The 17,233-nt window shown below is 57.1% G+C and carries 16 protein-coding genes; 11 read left to right on the top strand and 5 right to left on the bottom strand.

Features of this window, described 5'->3' with window-relative positions; translation table 11 throughout:
- Positions 1 to 218 precede the first annotated feature (218 nt).
- Both H6G62_RS22825 and H6G62_RS22820 read left to right on the top strand, forming a co-directional pair.
- Positions 219 to 983: a uracil-DNA glycosylase gene (locus H6G62_RS22825; RefSeq protein WP_190499475.1), complete on the top strand. Its 765-nt coding sequence runs from the start codon at positions 219 to 221 to the stop codon at positions 981 to 983.
- Entirely contained in the window at positions 976 to 2,265 is a 1,290-nt protein-coding gene (locus H6G62_RS22820) for an MFS transporter (RefSeq protein WP_190499473.1), read from the top strand. Before H6G62_RS22825 ends, H6G62_RS22820 begins: the two co-directional genes overlap by 8 nt.
- Positions 2,266 to 2,406: 141 nt before the next feature.
- On the opposite strand, the gene psaI is transcribed toward H6G62_RS22820, so the two are convergent.
- Positions 2,407 to 2,514, bottom strand: coding sequence for a photosystem I reaction center subunit VIII (psaI, locus tag H6G62_RS22815; protein WP_190499471.1), 108 nt, complete (start codon positions 2,512 to 2,514; stop codon positions 2,407 to 2,409).
- Between the two features lie 354 nt (positions 2,515 to 2,868).
- Between psaI and ureA the strand changes: the two genes are divergently transcribed.
- The 5 genes from ureA to H6G62_RS22790 all read left to right on the top strand — a co-directional run bounded on the left by ureA (position 2,869) and on the right by H6G62_RS22790 (position 6,163).
- On the top strand, positions 2,869 to 3,171 hold the full coding sequence (gene ureA / locus H6G62_RS22810; RefSeq protein ID WP_190499470.1) for an urease subunit gamma: 303 nt from the start codon (positions 2,869 to 2,871) through the stop codon (positions 3,169 to 3,171).
- Between the two features lie 70 nt (positions 3,172 to 3,241).
- Positions 3,242 to 4,306 carry a S41 family peptidase gene (locus H6G62_RS22805; protein ID WP_190499468.1) on the top strand — a complete coding sequence of 355 codons (1,065 nt, stop codon included), beginning with the start codon at positions 3,242 to 3,244 and terminating at the stop codon, positions 4,304 to 4,306.
- Entirely contained in the window at positions 4,303 to 4,608 is a 306-nt protein-coding gene (locus tag H6G62_RS22800) for an urease subunit beta (protein WP_190499466.1), read from the top strand. The genes H6G62_RS22805 and H6G62_RS22800 overlap by 4 nt, the downstream gene beginning before the upstream one ends.
- A 98-nt stretch (positions 4,609 to 4,706) precedes the next feature.
- Positions 4,707 to 5,801, top strand: a complete 1,095-nt coding sequence (gene leuB / locus H6G62_RS22795) for a 3-isopropylmalate dehydrogenase (RefSeq protein WP_190499464.1) — start codon at positions 4,707 to 4,709, stop codon at positions 5,799 to 5,801.
- Between the two features lie 80 nt (positions 5,802 to 5,881).
- Positions 5,882 to 6,163, top strand: a complete 282-nt coding sequence (locus H6G62_RS22790; RefSeq protein ID WP_347239411.1) for a hypothetical protein — start codon at positions 5,882 to 5,884, stop codon at positions 6,161 to 6,163.
- Here H6G62_RS22790 and H6G62_RS22785 read toward each other — a convergent pair.
- Together H6G62_RS22785 and H6G62_RS22780 are read right to left on the bottom strand one after the other, a co-directional pair.
- Positions 6,160 to 6,831, bottom strand: coding sequence for a Uma2 family endonuclease (locus H6G62_RS22785; protein WP_190499462.1), 672 nt, complete (start codon positions 6,829 to 6,831; stop codon positions 6,160 to 6,162). The two genes, H6G62_RS22790 and H6G62_RS22785, sit on opposite strands and share 4 nt — an antisense overlap.
- Before the next feature lie 88 nt (positions 6,832 to 6,919).
- A complete protein-coding gene (locus H6G62_RS22780) occupies positions 6,920 to 8,803 on the bottom strand; it encodes a serine/threonine-protein kinase (RefSeq protein ID WP_190499460.1) in 1,884 nt (627 codons plus the stop codon).
- Between the two features lie 371 nt (positions 8,804 to 9,174).
- On the opposite strand from H6G62_RS22780, the gene larE reads away from it, so the two are divergent.
- The 4 genes from larE (at position 9,175) to rodA (ending at position 13,818) form a co-directional block, all read left to right on the top strand.
- A complete protein-coding gene (gene larE / locus H6G62_RS22775) occupies positions 9,175 to 9,990 on the top strand; it encodes an ATP-dependent sacrificial sulfur transferase LarE (protein WP_190499458.1) in 816 nt (271 codons plus the stop codon).
- A 72-nt stretch (positions 9,991 to 10,062) separates the two neighbouring features.
- Positions 10,063 to 11,115: a glucokinase gene (locus H6G62_RS22770; RefSeq protein WP_190499456.1), complete on the top strand. Its 1,053-nt coding sequence runs from the start codon at positions 10,063 to 10,065 to the stop codon at positions 11,113 to 11,115.
- Between the two features lie 273 nt (positions 11,116 to 11,388).
- On the top strand, positions 11,389 to 12,462 hold the full coding sequence (locus tag H6G62_RS22765; protein WP_190499454.1) for an Mrp/NBP35 family ATP-binding protein: 1,074 nt from the start codon (positions 11,389 to 11,391) through the stop codon (positions 12,460 to 12,462).
- Between the two features lie 96 nt (positions 12,463 to 12,558).
- Positions 12,559 to 13,818 carry a rod shape-determining protein RodA gene (gene rodA / locus H6G62_RS22760; RefSeq protein WP_190499453.1) on the top strand — a complete coding sequence of 420 codons (1,260 nt, stop codon included), beginning with the start codon at positions 12,559 to 12,561 and terminating at the stop codon, positions 13,816 to 13,818.
- Between the two features lie 131 nt (positions 13,819 to 13,949).
- Here the strand turns inward: rodA and mnmH are convergent, their stop codons facing one another.
- Together mnmH and H6G62_RS22750 are read right to left on the bottom strand one after the other, a co-directional pair.
- A complete protein-coding gene (gene mnmH / locus H6G62_RS22755) occupies positions 13,950 to 15,005 on the bottom strand; it encodes a tRNA 2-selenouridine(34) synthase MnmH (RefSeq protein WP_190499451.1) in 1,056 nt (351 codons plus the stop codon).
- A gap of 302 nt (positions 15,006 to 15,307) precedes the next feature.
- Complete coding sequence (locus H6G62_RS22750) at positions 15,308 to 16,930, bottom strand: Ppx/GppA phosphatase family protein (RefSeq protein WP_190499476.1); 1,623 nt, start codon at positions 16,928 to 16,930, stop codon at positions 15,308 to 15,310.
- Positions 16,931 to 17,233: the final 303 nt, after the last annotated feature.

Genomic DNA, 17,233 nt, shown 5'->3' with positions numbered 1-17,233 from the left:
TTTCAGACATCGCAAGATGACCTTGAGTACGTTAAAGTCCCGCGCCCTATCTTCGACATCTGGGCCGAGTTACTTTGCCATGCTGCCTAATTGGATAAAGTCGAGCTAATATGTCCCCTTGTAAATGCCCCCGAAGGTTCATCAAGGGCAACACGTCCATCGAATCAGCTTACAATGGGTGACCAATAGTCCTCTTCCTGTCGCACCGACTGAATCCCATGGCGGATGAGCAAATTAGTCTGTTTTCCCTTGGAGATATCGCTGCCCCCGCCGCCCAGGAGGGCATGAACCCATCTGCGCCCACGGACGCCCCACCCACGGATGCCCCACCCACGGATGATCCACCTAGGGACTACAAGGCCATTCCAACCACCGCATCGGTGGCCATTCCTCCCGGCACCTACGCCAGCTTGGAGGACTTGGCCCACCATTGCCATGCCTGCCAACGGTGCGATCTGGCCGCAACCCGTACCCATGTCGTGGTGAGCCGGGGGAGTGCTACCGCCCCTATTTTTATCATTGGTGAGGGGCCAGGGCAGCAGGAGGACGAGCAAGGTAAGCCCTTTGTGGGGCGTTCGGGACAGCTTTTGGAGCAAATTTTGGCGTCGGTGCGGCTGGATACGGAGCGAGATATCTACATCGGCAACATCGTTAAATGTCGCCCCCCGAACAATCGGGTGCCCACCGCCGACGAGGTGGCAGCCTGCAAGGGCTATCTCCTAGAGCAAATTCGCTTGGTCAACCCCAAAATTATTCTGCTCACCGGGGCCACAGCGGTGAAAGGCATCCTGGGGCTGAAGGAGGGCATTACCAAAATTCGGGGCCAGTGGTTTGAGTGGGAGGGGCGGCTCTGTATGCCCATTTTTCACCCGGCCTACTTGCTGCGAAACCCCTCACGGGAGAAGGGCAGTCCTAAATGGCTGATGTGGCAAGATATTCAAGCTGTAAAAGCCAAACTAGAAGAGCTGGTACCCCATGGTTAATGCCCCCCGACCAACTCCGATTCTGTGGGCCCAGGTGGGTGGTTTAGCCCTGGTGCAGGGAGCCATCACCCTCAGTTGGGTGATCTATAACCTTTACCTAGTGGACTTGCTGACCAGTCTAGGCTTTCCTCAACCCTGGGCGGCGGGGCTGTTGGTGATTGAAAACCTGCTCGCCGTTGTGATGGAACCCCTGATGGGGACGTTCTCCGATCACCGCCAGCATTGGGTGGGCACCCGCTTTCCCCTGGTCGCCCTGGGGGTGATCCTCTCAGCGGGGCTGTTTTTCCTCATCCCAACGGCGCTGCTATGGGGGCAAAATGCGGTGCTACGTTGGCTGTTGCCGCTGCTCCTGCTAGCCTGGGCACTGGCGATGACCACCTTTCGCAGTCCGGCCCTGTCGCTGCTGGGGCGCTATGCCTTTCGTCGCCAACTTCCCCAGGCTGCCGCTGTGTTAACTCTCGTGGGCGGATTGGCCGGGGCCATGGGGCCATTCAGCAGTCAGTGGATTTTGAGTTTGGGGCCAGGGGTCGCCTTCGCGGCAGGATCGGTGGTACTGCTGGGGGCCATGATGGCGCTGCGGTGGGCGGGGCCAAACCAAACCGTGCTTCCGGCGGACGGGGACACGGACAAAACCGCTTCCCTAGCCGATGACAGATCCGATCCTGCAACCAACCACGCAGGATCCAACCCCATAACCGACCCCCCAAAACCAGCACTACCCAAGCTGTCCATTCCCAGGTTGGCGCTGGTTTTTGGGGCTGGGATGGGCGTTAGCCTTGGCTTTCGACTGATGATGACCACTTTCCCCGTAGTCCTCAAGCAGCAGGTTCCCAACGCCAATGTGTCTACGACCATGGGCCTGATCTTCCTCGCCTTGGCCTTGACCGCCCTACCCGCCGGAGCCCTAGCCACCCGCCTGGGCAACCGTCGCGCCATGATAGCGGGTCTCGCCTTCCTGGTGCTGCTGGCGGCAGGAATGCTAACGGTTCAGAGTGCTGGGGCCGCGTTGGCGGTGGCAGTACTCTTTGGCGGTGCCTTTAGCCTCGTGGCCAACGGCACCATTCCCTTTGCCCTAGGGATGGTGCCCCCCACGAAGGCCGGATTGGGAACGGGAATGTATTTCAGCGGCGGCGCACTGGCCATGAGTCTTTGGGGACGATTCCTCGGTGGCGGGGTCCTAGCACCGGGGTGGAGTGCGGTACTGGCGGCTCTGGCTTTCCTGGGAGCCGGGATCTGCGTGGGGGCCAGCCATCGCATCCAATCAAGCCATGCAGAACGCTAATTTCAATCCGCAGCCCAATCAGCCCTCAACCTATCAGTTCGCGACCCATAAACTTTTTCTCCATCAAGACGCGAAAAAAGCCGCTTCTGCAAAGAAAACGGCTTGGCTTGTATTTTTTGACGAGCAAGTTTTGACGAAACCCTAGGCTTCTTCGCGCTCGATGTAAAGAAATAGGAAGGCCATTGCCGCAGCGGGAAAGACAATGCCCACTAGAGGAACCAGAATAGAGGGTAGAAACGCAGCAGCCATCGGAGTTTTCTCCTTCTCACGGTTGAATCACAGCATGTGCATAAGACTACTCTGATTTCGGTCGGTGTATGTCCATTTTGTTACAAACTGTCTTAACTGATCAGGCTATCGCGGTCGAGAATCCCCGTCCGGCCTGAAATGGGCGGCGTTTGGTACACTGAGTCTCAGGGAGATTCCCATCGTTTTTGCCGTAGATAGCCCTCACCCCCAGCCCCTCTCCCAGGAAGGAGAGGGGAGCCGGAAATCTAGTTCAAAGTCCCTCTCCCAGCTTGGGAGAGGGATTTAGGGTGAGGGCCACCGCCTTCAGCAACCTACAACCAACCCCATCTCCGCATTTGTCCCAAAGCTAGGCCCATGCAACTGACCCCCCAAGAAAAAGATAAGCTGCTGATTTTCACCGCTGCCCTGGTGGCGGAACGGCGCAAAAATCGAGGGCTGAAGCTCAACCATCCCGAGGCGGTCGCCTACATTTCGGCGGCGATCTTGGAGGGGGCACGGGATGGCCGCACCGTGGCAGAACTGATGAGCTACGGCACCACCCTACTCAGCCGCGAGGACGTGATGGACGGCGTGGCGGAGATGATCCACGAAGTCCAGGTGGAAGCCACCTTCCCCGACGGCACCAAACTGGTCACGGTTCACGATCCGATTCGCTAGGGGTGCCCCCTGACTCTGGGACTGCCTCCCACCCTGCTCAGTTGATTCCTTGCCCTTCGTGCTAACTGGTATGGCTTCCTCCGTCCCCACCCCTTCCGCCGCCGACTTCCCCCTTCAGCCCGACGATGTGGAGGCCGTCATTGGAGCGCTGGTGGCCCAGTTGGACAGCTACGTGTTTCCAGAGGTGGCGGAGAAAATTCAGGATGACCTGGATCAGCGGTTAGACAGCGGCGGCTATGGCGACATCAACGGCGGACAACAACTGGCCGACACCCTCACCGCCCAGCTTCAGGCTCTCAGCCAGGATCGCAACCTGCGGCTGCACTTTAGTCCGGTGCCCCTGCCCCACATCGAACCCCAGGCCGAACCCACCGCCGAGGAACTGGCGCGCCAACAGCAGGCCAGCCGCCGCCGCAACTTTGATCTCAACAAGGTAGAGCGCCTGCCGGGAAACGTCGGCTACATCCAGCTTTTTAGCTTCGAGCCGCCGGAATTTGCCGGAGATGCCCTCGCCGCCGCCATGACCCTAGTGGCCCACACCGATGCCCTGATTTTCGACCTGCGCCACAACCAGGGCGGTTCCCCAGCGGCGGTGGCCTTTTTGTGTAGCTACCTATTTCCGGCCCATCCCGCCACCCACCTCAACGACCTCTACTGGAGCGAAACCGACGAAACCCATCAGTGGTGGACGATTCCCCACCTGCCGGGGCCACGGTACCTCCACAGACCCGTGTTTGTGCTCACCAGTCCGGCCACCTTCTCCGCCGCCGAAGAATTTGCCTACAACCTGCAAACTCGCCAGCGGGCCACCATCGTCGGCGAAACCACGCGGGGCGGAGCCAACCCAGGCCGAGGCTTTCGGCTCCACGATCACTTTTGGGTATTCATGCCGACGGGGCAGGCCATCAACCCCGTAACGGGCAAAAACTGGGACGGCACCGGGGTGATTCCCGACGTGAAGGTACCCACGGAAATTGCCCTGGAAACCGCCCATGTGATCGCCCTCAATCAACTGCTGGAAGCCGGGGCCGAGGGCGTGGCACGGCGGGAAATTGAAGAAGCCCTGCCCCTAATCGAACGTTCCATGCACCAAAAGCGCCAAGATTTAATTGCCAACCTAGGAGGTAAAGGATGATTCCTGGAGAACTGCTGCCCGCCGAGGGCGAGATTGAACTCAACGCCGGAAAAGCGACCGTCACCCTAACGGTAGCCAATACGGGGGATCGCCCGATCCAAGTCGGCTCTCACTTTCACTTCTATGAAGTCAACGCCGCCCTCAGCTTCGACCGAGACCAAGCGCGGGGTATGCGCCTCGACATCCCTGCTGGCACCGCCGTCCGCTTTGAACCGGGGGATGAACGCACCGTCACCCTCGTTGCCCTCGCTGGAGAGCGCAAAGTCTACGGCTTCAACGCCAGGGTAGAAGGGAGCCTATGATGCGCATCCAGCGGTTTTGGGGTCGGCCTGCCGGGGTATGATAGAAAGCTGCCCAAGGGCCGTTTGCGCCCGGTCTACCTGTTTTACGAGCCTGTTCTATGACCTCCTCTTACCGCATTACCCTCCTGCCCGGTGATGGCATTGGCCCAGAAATTATGGCCGTTGCTGTGGATGTGCTGAAGGCCGTGGGCCGTCAGATGGATCTGAGCTTTGAGTTTGAGGAGGCGCTGATCGGCGGCGCGGCCATCGATGCCACCGGAGAACCCCTGCCCCAGGCGACACTGGACACCTGCAAAGCTAGCGATGCGGTGCTGTTGGCGGCCATCGGCGGCTACAAGTGGGACAATCTGCCCCGACACCAGCGGCCAGAAACGGGTTTGCTGGGGCTGCGGGCGGGTTTAGGATTGTTTGCCAACCTGCGTCCGGCCACGATTTTGCCCCAGTTGGTGGATGCCTCTTCCCTCAAGCGCGAGGTGGTGGAAGGGGTCGATATTATGGTGGTGCGCGAACTCACGGGCGGCATTTACTTTGGCACCCCCAAGGGCCTGTTTGAAACCGAAACCGGGGAAAAGCGGGGGGTCAACACCATGGCCTACACCGATTCTGAAATTGACCGCATCGGCAAAGTCGCCTTTGAAACCGCCCAAAAGCGTGGGGGGCAGCTTTGCTCGGTGGATAAGGCCAATGTGCTAGAGGTGTCGCAACTGTGGCGGGATCGAATCTCGGCCATGGCGGCGGACTACCCCGATGTCACCCTCAGTCATTTGTATGTGGACAATGCGGCCATGCAGCTGATCCGCTGGCCCAAGCAGTTCGATACCATCGTCACCGGCAATCTATTCGGCGATATTCTGTCCGATGCGGCGGCGATGCTGACCGGCAGCATTGGCATGTTGCCCTCCGCTAGCCTGGGGGCCGATGGGCCTGGGGTGTATGAACCCGTCCACGGGTCTGCCCCCGACATTGCCGGACAGGACAAGGCCAACCCCCTAGCCCAGGTGCTTAGTGCGGCCATGATGCTGCGTTACGGTTTAGACCAACCCGCCGCCGCCGACCGCATCGAGCAAGCGGTGAATACCGTCCTCGATCAGGGCTATCGCACCGGGGATATTATGTCCGAGGGCATGACCGCCGTGGGCTGTAAGGGTATGGGCGAGACACTACTAGCTGCAATTGATACGTCCGAATCCTAAGTTCTCGTTTAACATTAGGCAACGATTAACCAGCCCTGGGGATATCGGTTACAGTCTTGTCGAAGAGTCACAGGTGAGTCGTGTACGGTCTACAGAACCCCCCCTCTGCCATCAGCGAGACAGCGCCATCGTTGCCGGATGCCGCCCTTTTGTCTACGGTGTTTAACCCCGCCCTGCTCAAATCCGCCCGCCAGATCTACCGCACCTACTACGAGGTGCACCCCGAAGACTTCCAGCGGCCCGTGGGTATTGCCATCAGCACCAAAACCCATCGTGGCAAGCTGATTTTTGGCGAACGTCCGGTGCTTTTGCCCAGCGAGTGCTTTATTCCCCTCAACCAAATTGAACCCGGTCTGCACTAGATCTCTGGGCCGGGGGATGGAGCCTCTATCCCCCGGCAAAACTGTCGAACCGCTTTGACCACGGCGATATCCGTCGTGGTTTCTCGCATGGCAACCCAGGCTTGAAGCTGAGCCTTTGAGATCCCTGGAAAGGCTAGACTGCGCTCTACGGAATGAATGCCCTGGTGCAGATCCAAAATTTGCGTTTGCCCCTTGCGGTAGAGCCATAGTTCTGGCACCCCAAGGGCTTGATAGATTCCCAGTTTGCGATCCGAGGCGCTGGCAATATCCACCTCAATCGCCAGATCAGGGGCTAAGTCCATCGGTAGTTCTGGGTTCAGGCCCATGACTCGATGGGCATTTTGGATGAGAAAACAACCGTCTGGCTCGATGCCTTGATCCAAATCGGCTCGGTTCCAAGTCGTGGAACCAAGATCAACGATGTCTAAGCCTAGTTCCTCGGCCAGGGTGAAGATAATCCTGCTCAACAGTCGGTTGACAATTTCATGGAATTGGCTAGGCATCCGAATTTCGAGTACCCCATCATCGTAGGTTAGCCGCGTCGCCCGATCATCGCCTAGTTCCGTCAGCACAAGCTGGTATTGAGGCCAACTGACCCCCGCCACCGTGATGGCGCTGCCAGGGGACAGCAGAATTTGGCTGAGGGGTGTAGATAGGGCAACCGTCATGGGCTTAGGCAACGGGTGAAGGAGAACGATCCGCCGTTTGAGGCCATGATAGCAAGGCCAGGACTGAAGGATGGGGCATGACGGTGCTCTAGGTTGACAGACACCAAAACCGCAGGGTTTCGTCGGCGCTGGCGCTGATGATCATGCGGCTGTCGGGGGTAAAGGCTAGGGCCGTGATCGACCAATCATGGCGCACCTGCTGAGCCTGATCCTGAAATTGTAGATTCACTAGGGTTAGGTGTCTGGCCTCGGTGCCGATGGCGAGCCATTGGCCATTGGGGCTGAGGGCGAGGGCGGTGATCGGGTGGGGGAAGCGCTGAACCAAGTCGCCCTGTCCCGGTTGAGATGCAGCCCAAACCTGCACCTTGCCTTGATTGTCGCCACTGACAATGCGGCCATCCTGGGGGTGACAGACCAGGGCGGTGATGGGGCTTTTGGGATCGGTGAAGGTGTGGCTGAGCCGCCCCGATGGCCACGACCACAGGCGAATGGTGCGATCTTGGCTACCACTAACCAGGAGTTTTTCAGGCACGTTAACCGCCAGGGCTGTCACCGCCGCCTGGTGATGGACTAACACCTTGGGCTGAAATTGCTGGGTGAGGGACACCAGATAAATACGGCCATCGCCACAGGCCACCGCCAGGGTATCGTCGCCCAGGCCATCATCCACCGCCAAAGCCGACACCTGCCAACTGTTGAGGGGCAGGCGTTGGCGATCACTCGGATCAGCCAAATTCCACTGAATCACCTGGCCATCCTCGCCGCCGCTGATCACCATTTCGTTGGGGCCAAAAATCACCGAGTTCACCGTTCCCCGATGCCCCAGCCCCCGCAGGGTTTTGCGGAATTGCTGTAGGGGCTGGCCATTGGTGCAATTCCACAGCCGCACGGAACCATCGGCACAGGCCGCCGCCAGGGTGCGTCCCTGGGCATGAATCGCTAAATCCTGGGCGATAGTGCCAGATAGGGTAATCCGATGGCGTTCTTGCCAGAGTGTGACTGTTGTTTTGAACGTTGAATTTTGAATTTTGAACTTTGAGGACTCTATCGTCCGACCCCTAACTTCCGAAAGAGATCCATCTAGGGAGAAGCCACCCCACCGCAAATCCGCCATCACCTCCTGGGCGCGGCTGTAGCGTTCCTTCAATCGGCGGTTCACCATGCGGTCTAGGATGCGGGCCAGTGTGGGGCTGATGGGTTGGGTGAGGAACGGTTGCCAGATCCAGGCATCCTCGCCCAAGGAATAGAGATCGAAGGGATGGAGTCCGGTTAAGAGATGCAGGCAGGTGAGGCCGAGGCTGAAGAGGTCGCTGGCAAAGACGGCCTTGCCGAGGGTTTGTTCGGGGGCGGCATAGCCTGCGCTGCCGATCACGGTTCCGGTTTGGGCCATAGCCTCTGGATTCACGGTTTTGGAAGCCCCAAAATCCACCAGCACCAAGGGCCGATCATCCGGCGGCGCGATGATGTTGGCGGGTTTGATGTCGCGGTGGATGACCTGGTGATCGTGGACAAATTGCAGCACGGGCAGTAGGTCGCTCAGCAGGCGGCGAATCTGGGCTTCTTCCAGCGGCGGATTCAGTTGGTCGAGGTTGGGGCCAGGGATGTACTCCTGCACCAAAAATTGGCCCTGGTCGGTATCCAAGGCTTCTAAAAGCTGGGGAATTTGGGGATGGTGGCCCAGGTTGGCCAGTTGTTCAGCCTCCTGCCAAAACCGTTGACGCTGGCTATCGGGGGTTCTGTTTTGGCGAAGACCGCTGGAATCTGGCCAAAGCTGCTTGATCACACAGATTTCTGGCGGCTGAACGCCCTCATCCACCGCTCGATAGGTACGGCCAAAGCCCCCCTGCCCCAGCACTGCCACACACCGATAGCGCTGGTTTAGACGCAAAGGCGCACCGCAAGACTGGCACCGCAGGGCCGCAACCGGGTTAACGGGCTGAGGGCATTGGGGGTTAAGGCAAAGGGTGTCCATAGCTAGGGAGGACGGATTAAGGGTAAGGTCATCCTACTGAAGATTCCGCCGACCTACGGATTCTGGATGGCCATGGTTTTCACGGGGGCAAGCTAATCCGCATCTAAATCGCATGTCAGCTTTCTCCAAAGCTCCTTCTTTAAGGATTTTGAGGTGATTCTGTCAGTGCAGTTTAGATAACTAGTCGCTTAGCTGATGGCCTGGGATGCCCGCGAGCTGTCTCCGATGTGGGACGTGTGGATGCAGGGTGTAGGTGCAGCGGTCGGTGTCAGAAGTTGATGGTGCGCTGCCAAGGTGGCCGATCTGCATTGGGTTTATGATCTACTGAAGTTTCGCTTCATGCGTATTGTTAGCCGTGGCTTTGGATGGTTATGGTGGCTCAAAAATTAGATCAACTAAAAGCTTTGTTTGCCGAGATGGATCGAGCTTTGATTGCCTATTCCGGCGGCATTGATAGCACCCTCGTGGCCAAGGTGGCCTACGATGTGCTGGGGGATCGCGCCCTAGCGGTAACGGCCAATTCCCCTTCTCTCATGCCGGAGGATTTGGAGGATGCCCGCATCCAGGCGGCGACCATTGGCATCGCCCACGAAATTGTGCAAACCCATGAGCTAGACAATCCCAACTACGCTAGCAACCCGGTCAACCGCTGTTATTTCTGCAAAAGCGAACTCCACGACACCCTGCGCCCCCTGGCCCTAGATCGGGGCTATCCCTACGTGGTGGATGGGGTGAACGCCGACGATTTAGGGGACTATCGACCAGGCATCCAGGCCGCGAAGGAACGGGGGGCACGGTCACCCTTAGCCGAGATCGGCATCACCAAGCTGGAGGTGCGGCAGATTTCCCAATTTCTGGGCCTGCCCTGGTGGGATAAGCCCGCCCAGCCCTGCCTCAGTTCCCGCTTTCCCTACGGGGAAGACATTACCCTGGAGAAGTTGCACCGGGTGGGCCGTGCCGAGCGCTACCTGCGAGATTTGGGCCTGCGCAACCTACGGGTGCGGTCTGCGGGGGATACGGCCCGGATTGAAATCCCAGCGGAGGACATTAAGGACTTCGTGGCCGATAATGATTTGAGTGCCTTGGTAAGCGCCTTCCAGGGCCACGGGTTTACCTATGTCACGCTGGACTTAGAGGGCTTCCGTAGCGGCAAACTCAACCAAGATTTGCCCCTGGTGCCGTCTTGACCCGCCCTCGGTTTTGGCCCTACCTTGGCATTAACCCCACCCCTGCCCTGCATCTAGCCCCCCTCCTTTGCCATGACCTACTACCTCGCTGGCGACATTGGCGGCACCAAAACCATCCTGCGCCTGGTGGATGCCACCGCCGAAACCACCGCCAAGCCCCACGTCGAAACCTGCTACGAGCGGCGCTACTCCAGTCAGGCATACCCTGATCTAGTGCCCATGGTGAAGGAATTTCTGCATACCGTCGCTGACCAGGCCGGACAGTCGATCCATCCGGTGCGGGCTTGTTTTGCCATCGCTGGCCCGGTGGTAGACAACGCCTCCAGCCTCACCAACCTGGCCTGGTCGCTGGAGGGGGATCGGCTCAAGGAAGAACTGAACCTGGAGCGGGTGGAACTGATCAACGACTTCGAGGCCGTGGGCTATGGAGTGTTTGGCCTGGAACCGGAAGATATTCACACCCTGCAAAAAGGGGATTATCACCCCAACGCTCCGGTAGCGATTTTGGGGGCGGGCACCGGGCTAGGCCAAGGCTTTGCCATTAACCACAATGGGCGCTGGCAGGTGTTTCCCTCCGAGGGGGGCCATGCGGACTTTGCCCCGCGCTCGGAACTGGAGTTTCAACTGCTGCGCTATCTGATCGACAAGCACCAGATCTCGCGGGTGTCGGTGGAGCGGGTGGTATCGGGCCAGGGGATTGTGTCCATTTACCAATTTCTGCGGGATCGGGAATTTGCCCACGAAACCCCCGAAGTGGCCGAAGCCATTACCGCCTGGGAACGCCAGATTGGCCTCAAAACCAAGACCGTTGACCCCGCTGCGGTGATTTCCCAAGCCGCTGCCGAGGGCCATGATCGCCTCTGCCAAAAGGCGCTGGAGATTTTTGTGGAAGCCTACGGGGCCGAAGCGGGCAACCTGGCCCTGAAACTATTGCCCTACGGCGGCCTCTATGTGGCCGGGGGGGTGGCCGCCAAAAATCTGCCACTGATGACCGCCGGACAATTCATGGATGCCTTCTGCCACAAGGGCCGCATGAGTTCCCTGCTCGACAATATCCCGGTTCACATCGTCCTCAATCCCCAAGTGGGCCTCATTGGAGCCGCCCTCAAAGCTGCTCAGGTCTAGACGCCAGTTCCCTCCGTGGGAAGGGGGTTAGGGGGATCAACGCTAGGAGTCAAGACAAATAAAGACTTAGACATCAACGGTAGCCGTCGAGGAGGGCTCGCTTCACCGACGGCTACCAGGGACAAACTCGCCGGATGGGGTATCCAAGGCGAAGGCGAGGGCGACCCCTCGACGGAAATCTATGCTGGCCCCCATCAATCCCCACCCAAATCGGTGACGGTGCCCCTTAAGATAGGGGAGGTAAATGACTGTTAAGCCGCTGCTATCACCCCCATGAGCCTAACCCTAAGTCCCGACTCCGTGCTAGAGGTATTGCGTCCCGTTCAAGATCCAGAGCTGCAAAAAAGCCTGGTAGATCTGAACATGATTCGCAATGTGGCCATCCAGGACGGTGAAGTGAGCTTTACCTTAGTGTTGACCACCCCCGCCTGCCCCCTGCGCGAATTTATTGTAGAGGACTGTGAAAAGGCGGTGAAAACCCTGCCGGGAGTGACCACGGTGAAGGTGGATGTGACCGCCGAAACGCCCCAGCAGAAGGCTCTACCCGACCGTACGGGGATTGATGGAGTCAAAAACATTGTGGCGGTCTCCAGCGGTAAGGGGGGCGTCGGTAAGAGTACGGTGGCGGTGAACCTCGCCGTTTCCCTGGCCCAGGCTGGAGCCAAGGTGGGGCTGATTGACGCCGATATCTATGGCCCCAACGCGCCGATGATGATGGGCCTCAGCGATGCCAATGTGATGGTGCGCCAAGGGCCGCAGGGCGAGGTGCTGGAACCCGCCTTTAACCACGGGGTCAAAATGGTCTCCATGGGCTTTTTGATCGACCGCGATCAGCCTGTGATTTGGCGTGGCCCGATGCTGAACGGCGTCATTCGGCAGTTTCTCTACCAGGTGCAGTGGGGTGAGTTGGATTACCTGATTGTAGATATGCCCCCCGGTACGGGTGATGCCCAGCTTACCCTAGCCCAGGCCGTGCCCATGGCCGGAGCAGTGATTGTCTCCACCCCCCAGGACGTGGCCATTGCCGATGCCCGTCGGGGTCTGCGGATGTTCCAACAGCTCAACGTGCCCGTGCTGGGGGTAGTGGAAAACATGAGCTACTTCATCCCCCCCGATGCCCCTGAAAAGCGCTACGACATTTTTGGCTCCGGCGGCGGCGAAAAAATTGCCACTGATCTAGGCGTACCCCTGCTGGGCTGCGTTCCCCTAGAAACCACCGTGCGCGAAGGCGGCGACCAGGGCGTACCGATTGTGGTGCAGTTCCCAGGCTCCGCTTCGGCCCAGGCATTGAAGGCCATCTCTCAACAACTGGCGGCGAGGATATCCGTGGCGGCCCTCACGAGTTAGCCCCTAGGGTTGCATCTTCAGAGGGTTACGAGATCGTGATCGCTCTAATCACAGGCTCGTTCTCGTAACCCCATTGACCTCTTTACCATTGCTTCCATGCTGAATTTTCAAGCTCAACGCAATTGGCGATCCCTAACCAGTAGCTGGCAAGGGGTAGATTGGTTACTCTTTTTGCTGCCCACTCTATTGGTGCTGTTTTCCTGCGTGTTGCTCAACAGTGTTCAGCGCAGCATGGATGACTTCCACTACGACATTAACCACCTCATCATGGGGGCCATTAGCCTAGGGGTGGCGCTGTGGATTTCCCGTAAGCGCTATGAGGTTTTGCAGGATTGGAACTGGATTATCTACGCCATTGTCAATGCCTCCCTTGTCCTGGTGATGTTTATCGGTACCGTGGGTTCGGGGGCACAATCCTGGATTGGCATTGGGGGTTTTTATATTCAGCCCTCCGAGTTTGCCAAGGTAGGTTTAATTATTACCCTAGCGGCCCAACTCAGTCGGCGTGATGCCTCTAGTTTAGGAGGGCTATTTACAGCCCTAGGCATTACCGCCCTGCCCTGGATACTCATCTTCATTCAGCCCGACCTCGGTACCTCCCTGGTGTTTGGGGTGATTGTGATGGGAATGTTGTATTGGGCTAATTGTAAGCCCGGTTGGATACTGTTGTTGGCCTCGCCCTTGGTAGCCGCTATTCTGTTTAATCTCTCGGTTCCAGTGTGGCTTCTATGGTGTGTGGGCATGGGCTTAACCGCTTGGTTTACCTTGCCTTGGCGCTGGTTTTGCACCTTGTTTGCCACAGCCATTAATCTCATTTCTGGAAAAATTGGCCAAGTCTTTTGGGGCTTGCTCCACGACTACCAAAAGGATCGTTTGATTCTATTTCTAGACCCTGATAAGGATCCCCTTGGCGGTGGCTACCACCTCATTCAATCTCGCATTGCCATCGGAGCTGGAAAACTGTGGGGCCAGGGATTAGGAGACGGCACCCAAACCCAGCTTAATTTTATACCCGAACAGCATACAGACTTTATCTTTTCTGCGGTGGGAGAAGAATGGGGGCTAGTGGGTTGTGTGGCGGTTTTGATGGTCTATTTACTCATCTGCTTTCGGATTTTAATTATTGCCCAAAATGCTAAAGACAACTTCGGCTCGCTCCTAGCTATTGGGGTTTTTGCGATGCTGACCTTCCATATTGTTATCAACATTGGTATGACCATCGGCCTCGCCCCCATCACCGGAATTCCCCTACCCTGGATGAGCTACGGACGGTCGGCCATGCTAACGAACTTCATAGCCCTGGGCATTGTGCAATCCGTCGCCAACTATCGCCACCGCCTCAAATTTACCGACTGATCCTCTTTACCGACTGATCCTCAATCCAGTTGGTTTGTCCCCGGTATCAGCGGGTGAGGTTTCCTCACCCCTACGGTTTGCCTGACTGGGAATCGGGGTTTGCTCATTTAGATTTGATCGGAGTAGAGGGATCAGATCCCCTTGGCCCAGGGTTGGACAAGGTTGAGGGCAAATTGGGTCTGGGCGGATTGGAGAAGGCGTTGGGCGCTTTCAGCCACCGAGAGGCCCGTCAGGTCAATTTGGGGGATGGTCTTGCCCCGGCGTTCAAGGTCGTGGCGGTAGGTGCGGTCGTAGTAGTCCAAAATGATGGCGCAGGCGGAACGCAGATCGCCCGCCTGGATAAAGTCCACAGCGGCCTGGGTGCGCTGTCCGCCCAGGCGTTTTTGGATACGCTGGGTGGCAATGACTAATTCCCCAGGATCCGCCTCACCGTAGATAGAGACCAGCAAATCGAGCCGTTCCTCAACCGACCGGGTTACCTCCAGGGTAGGAGCCGCCATCATTTGCAAAAACAGTTCGTCTGGAATGCGGCAGGTGCCCACCCGACGGCTCTCTGCCTCCAGCCAGATGGGTCGATCTCCGCTGCACTGCACCCACGCCGCCGCCAGCAGGTTTTCGTATTGCTCCGTGGAGGGCTGGGGGGGCAACATCAGGGCTCCGTAGCTGCTGCCCCGGTTGTTGGCTAGGTGCTCTAGATCAATCACTGGTTCGCCCAACCGAGCGAGTTCTTCTAGGATCAAGGTTTTTGAGGTGCCCGTCATGCCGCCTAGAATAACCATCGGCTTCGGCGTGGCTAAAACCCGCCGTACCCAGCAACGATAGGCTTTGTAGCCACCCTCCAGGGTGTGTACCTGAAAGCCCGCTGTGGCCAAAATCCAGCCTACCCCGCCACTGCGCATTCCCCCCCGCCAGCAATGAACTCGCAGATGTCGGTCGGGGGCCAGTGCCTTCGCCTGACGCACAAAGGTGGGGCACTTTGGCCCTGCAATCTCAAAACCTAGCTCCACCGCCTCGTCGCGGCCCACCTGTTTGTAGCAAGTCCCCACCTTGGCCCGTTCGTCGTCGGTAAACAGCGGAAAACTGACCGCACCGGGAATGTGGCCCTGGGTATACTCGCCCGGACTGCGCACATCTAAAATCGGGCCAGATTGCTGAAAAAAGTTGTCAACGGTCAGGGCGATGGACATGGAGACAGAACGTTCGGGAGCAATGAAATAAGATTGTCGTCATTCATGGTGTACTCTTTTTCTGGTGATTGGTTTCATCCAGTAGGATACGCCTTTCCTTCTTTCCCCTCCATACACTAGAAATCAACATAACTCTAGCATTTCGCTATCCTACTCCCAGAGCACTTCAAACTTTGAATCAAAACTCGCTTACACAAAAATCAGAACACTCTCCTATCTCACGATGTTCTTTTTTGAGACTGCAATTTCCTGATCACTCGATTAATCGAGGTGCCCGTTCGCAAATCATGCAGGTCGCTATATTAATGCAATTTAGATACGAAACAGCTTATTTTGACCTCAAAGACCTCTTCAAAATACTGCTTTTTATAGTCTAAATTCCACAGTTCAGACGAGCAATCTTCTCCCACATGAGATGGCATAACCTCTAAGTGTAAGACATGGGCATCACTATCAAAATGGCAATGAATACTTTTGACTGCACCAATGCCGCGCCGATCTAGCGCCACCGCCACCCGCAGCAACGCACTCAATTGATTTACCATTTGACGATGATATCGGGTTGGCAAATTTCGATAATTGTCATGTTTTTTCTTAGGCCCGCTGCGCCGATGGTAGCGGGCAATATTGGCAATCACTTCCAATTCTGTTTCGGTGTAACCTAGCAGTTCTCCATGGCGAATCAGATAATAGGAATGCTTGTGGTGGGCCGAGTGACTCACAAAGTGTCCACAGTTGTGGAGAATGGTTGCCGCCCAGAGCAGTTCTTTTTCCAGCGCTCCCCAAGTGTGCAAACTGCCATAGGTTTGTTCAAATAAATCCATCACAAACCGAGCCACGCGCTCAGCCCGATTTAAATGAACCTTATACTTATGGGCTGTCTTTAAAACATTCCGCTGACGCACCGATTTCTGGAACTGCATCCGATCTTCAATCAGACCGTGGGTGATCATCCAATCCACCACCACCCCTTCCCGCAGCGCCCGCTCGCAGATAGTGATAGACTTCGCCCCTAGCAAACCCATCGCCTCATGGAGAATCACCGCTCCCGCCACAATAATCTCCGCCCGCCGAGGCGACATTTCCGGCATTGCCAGTCGTTCACTATAGCTAGCCCGCCGCAATTCCTCCACCAGCTTAGACAAATCCTCATAGGTCATCTGATAGCCATTCAGCGGATCGGGCACCAAACCTAGGCGATTGTAAGCCACCAGCGCCGCCAAACATTCAATCGTCCCCGATGTGCCAATCATGCGAACCGTTTCTGAACCACCTAGCTTTGCCTTAATTTCCTGAATGGGTAGTTCTAACATCCCACGCACATAGGCTCTCAGGGCAATAAATTCTGAGTCGCTGATGGGGTTGGTCTTCACAAATTGGGCCGTCAGCCGCACCGCCCCTACTTTGGTACTGCTCAAGCAGCGGTGGGGTTCCCCTGTCCCTAAAATTAACTCCGTAGAGCCACCACCAATGTCGATCACCGCATGGGGATGGTCATGGAATTCCATCCCAGACAGCACGCCCAAATAGATCCGACGGGCTTCTTCGGTACCCGAAATCACATTAACCGTCAGGCCCACCTCTTGATAGACCCGATCAATAAACTCTGCACCATTGGTGGCTTCACGCACCGCGCTCGTAGCCACCGCAATGACATCTTCAGCCTGGAGACTAGCAGCAATGGCACAGCAACGCTTTAGGGCAGACACCGCCCGATCCATCGCTTCTGACGTCAGAGTTTTGGTCGTCTCGTCAAAATTACCAAGACGCACGGTTTCTTTTTCGCGGTCAACAATACTAAACGCTGGTAGGTCTGGCTGAATCTTGACCACCACCATGTGGATTGAATTCGTACCCACATCAATGGCCGCCAGGATACGATCCCCCTTAATTTCCTCTGGGGTAAAACTTGAAAAGGCCGTCATGTGCTTTTCAGAATCGCTCGTCAAGCCTGTTGTTGTCACCATCGCCGACCTCAACCGTTCTACTCAGATCTTACCTTTCCACCGAGCCGTCACTGGAGATAGCCTACCCTTTTCTTCGTATTCTGCTGGAAGCACTTCCAACAACATCCATATGAAATTCCCCCTACTTTCACTCAGGAAAATAGGGGGAACTCATTAATACCCTGGCATTGAGCTATTTTGACGAGGGGCAACCCCCTCACTATCTTCGCCGCAGGTGCGTTTCACGTCTGAGTTCGGGATGGGTCAGAGTGGTTCCACACC

The sequence above is a fragment of the Phormidium sp. FACHB-1136 genome (assembly GCF_014697375.1).
Lineage (GTDB): Bacteria > Cyanobacteriota > Cyanobacteriia > Phormidesmidales > Phormidesmidaceae > Nodosilinea.
Note: the sequence above shows the minus strand (reverse complement) of the source record. Positions and strands in the feature narration are given on the sequence as shown.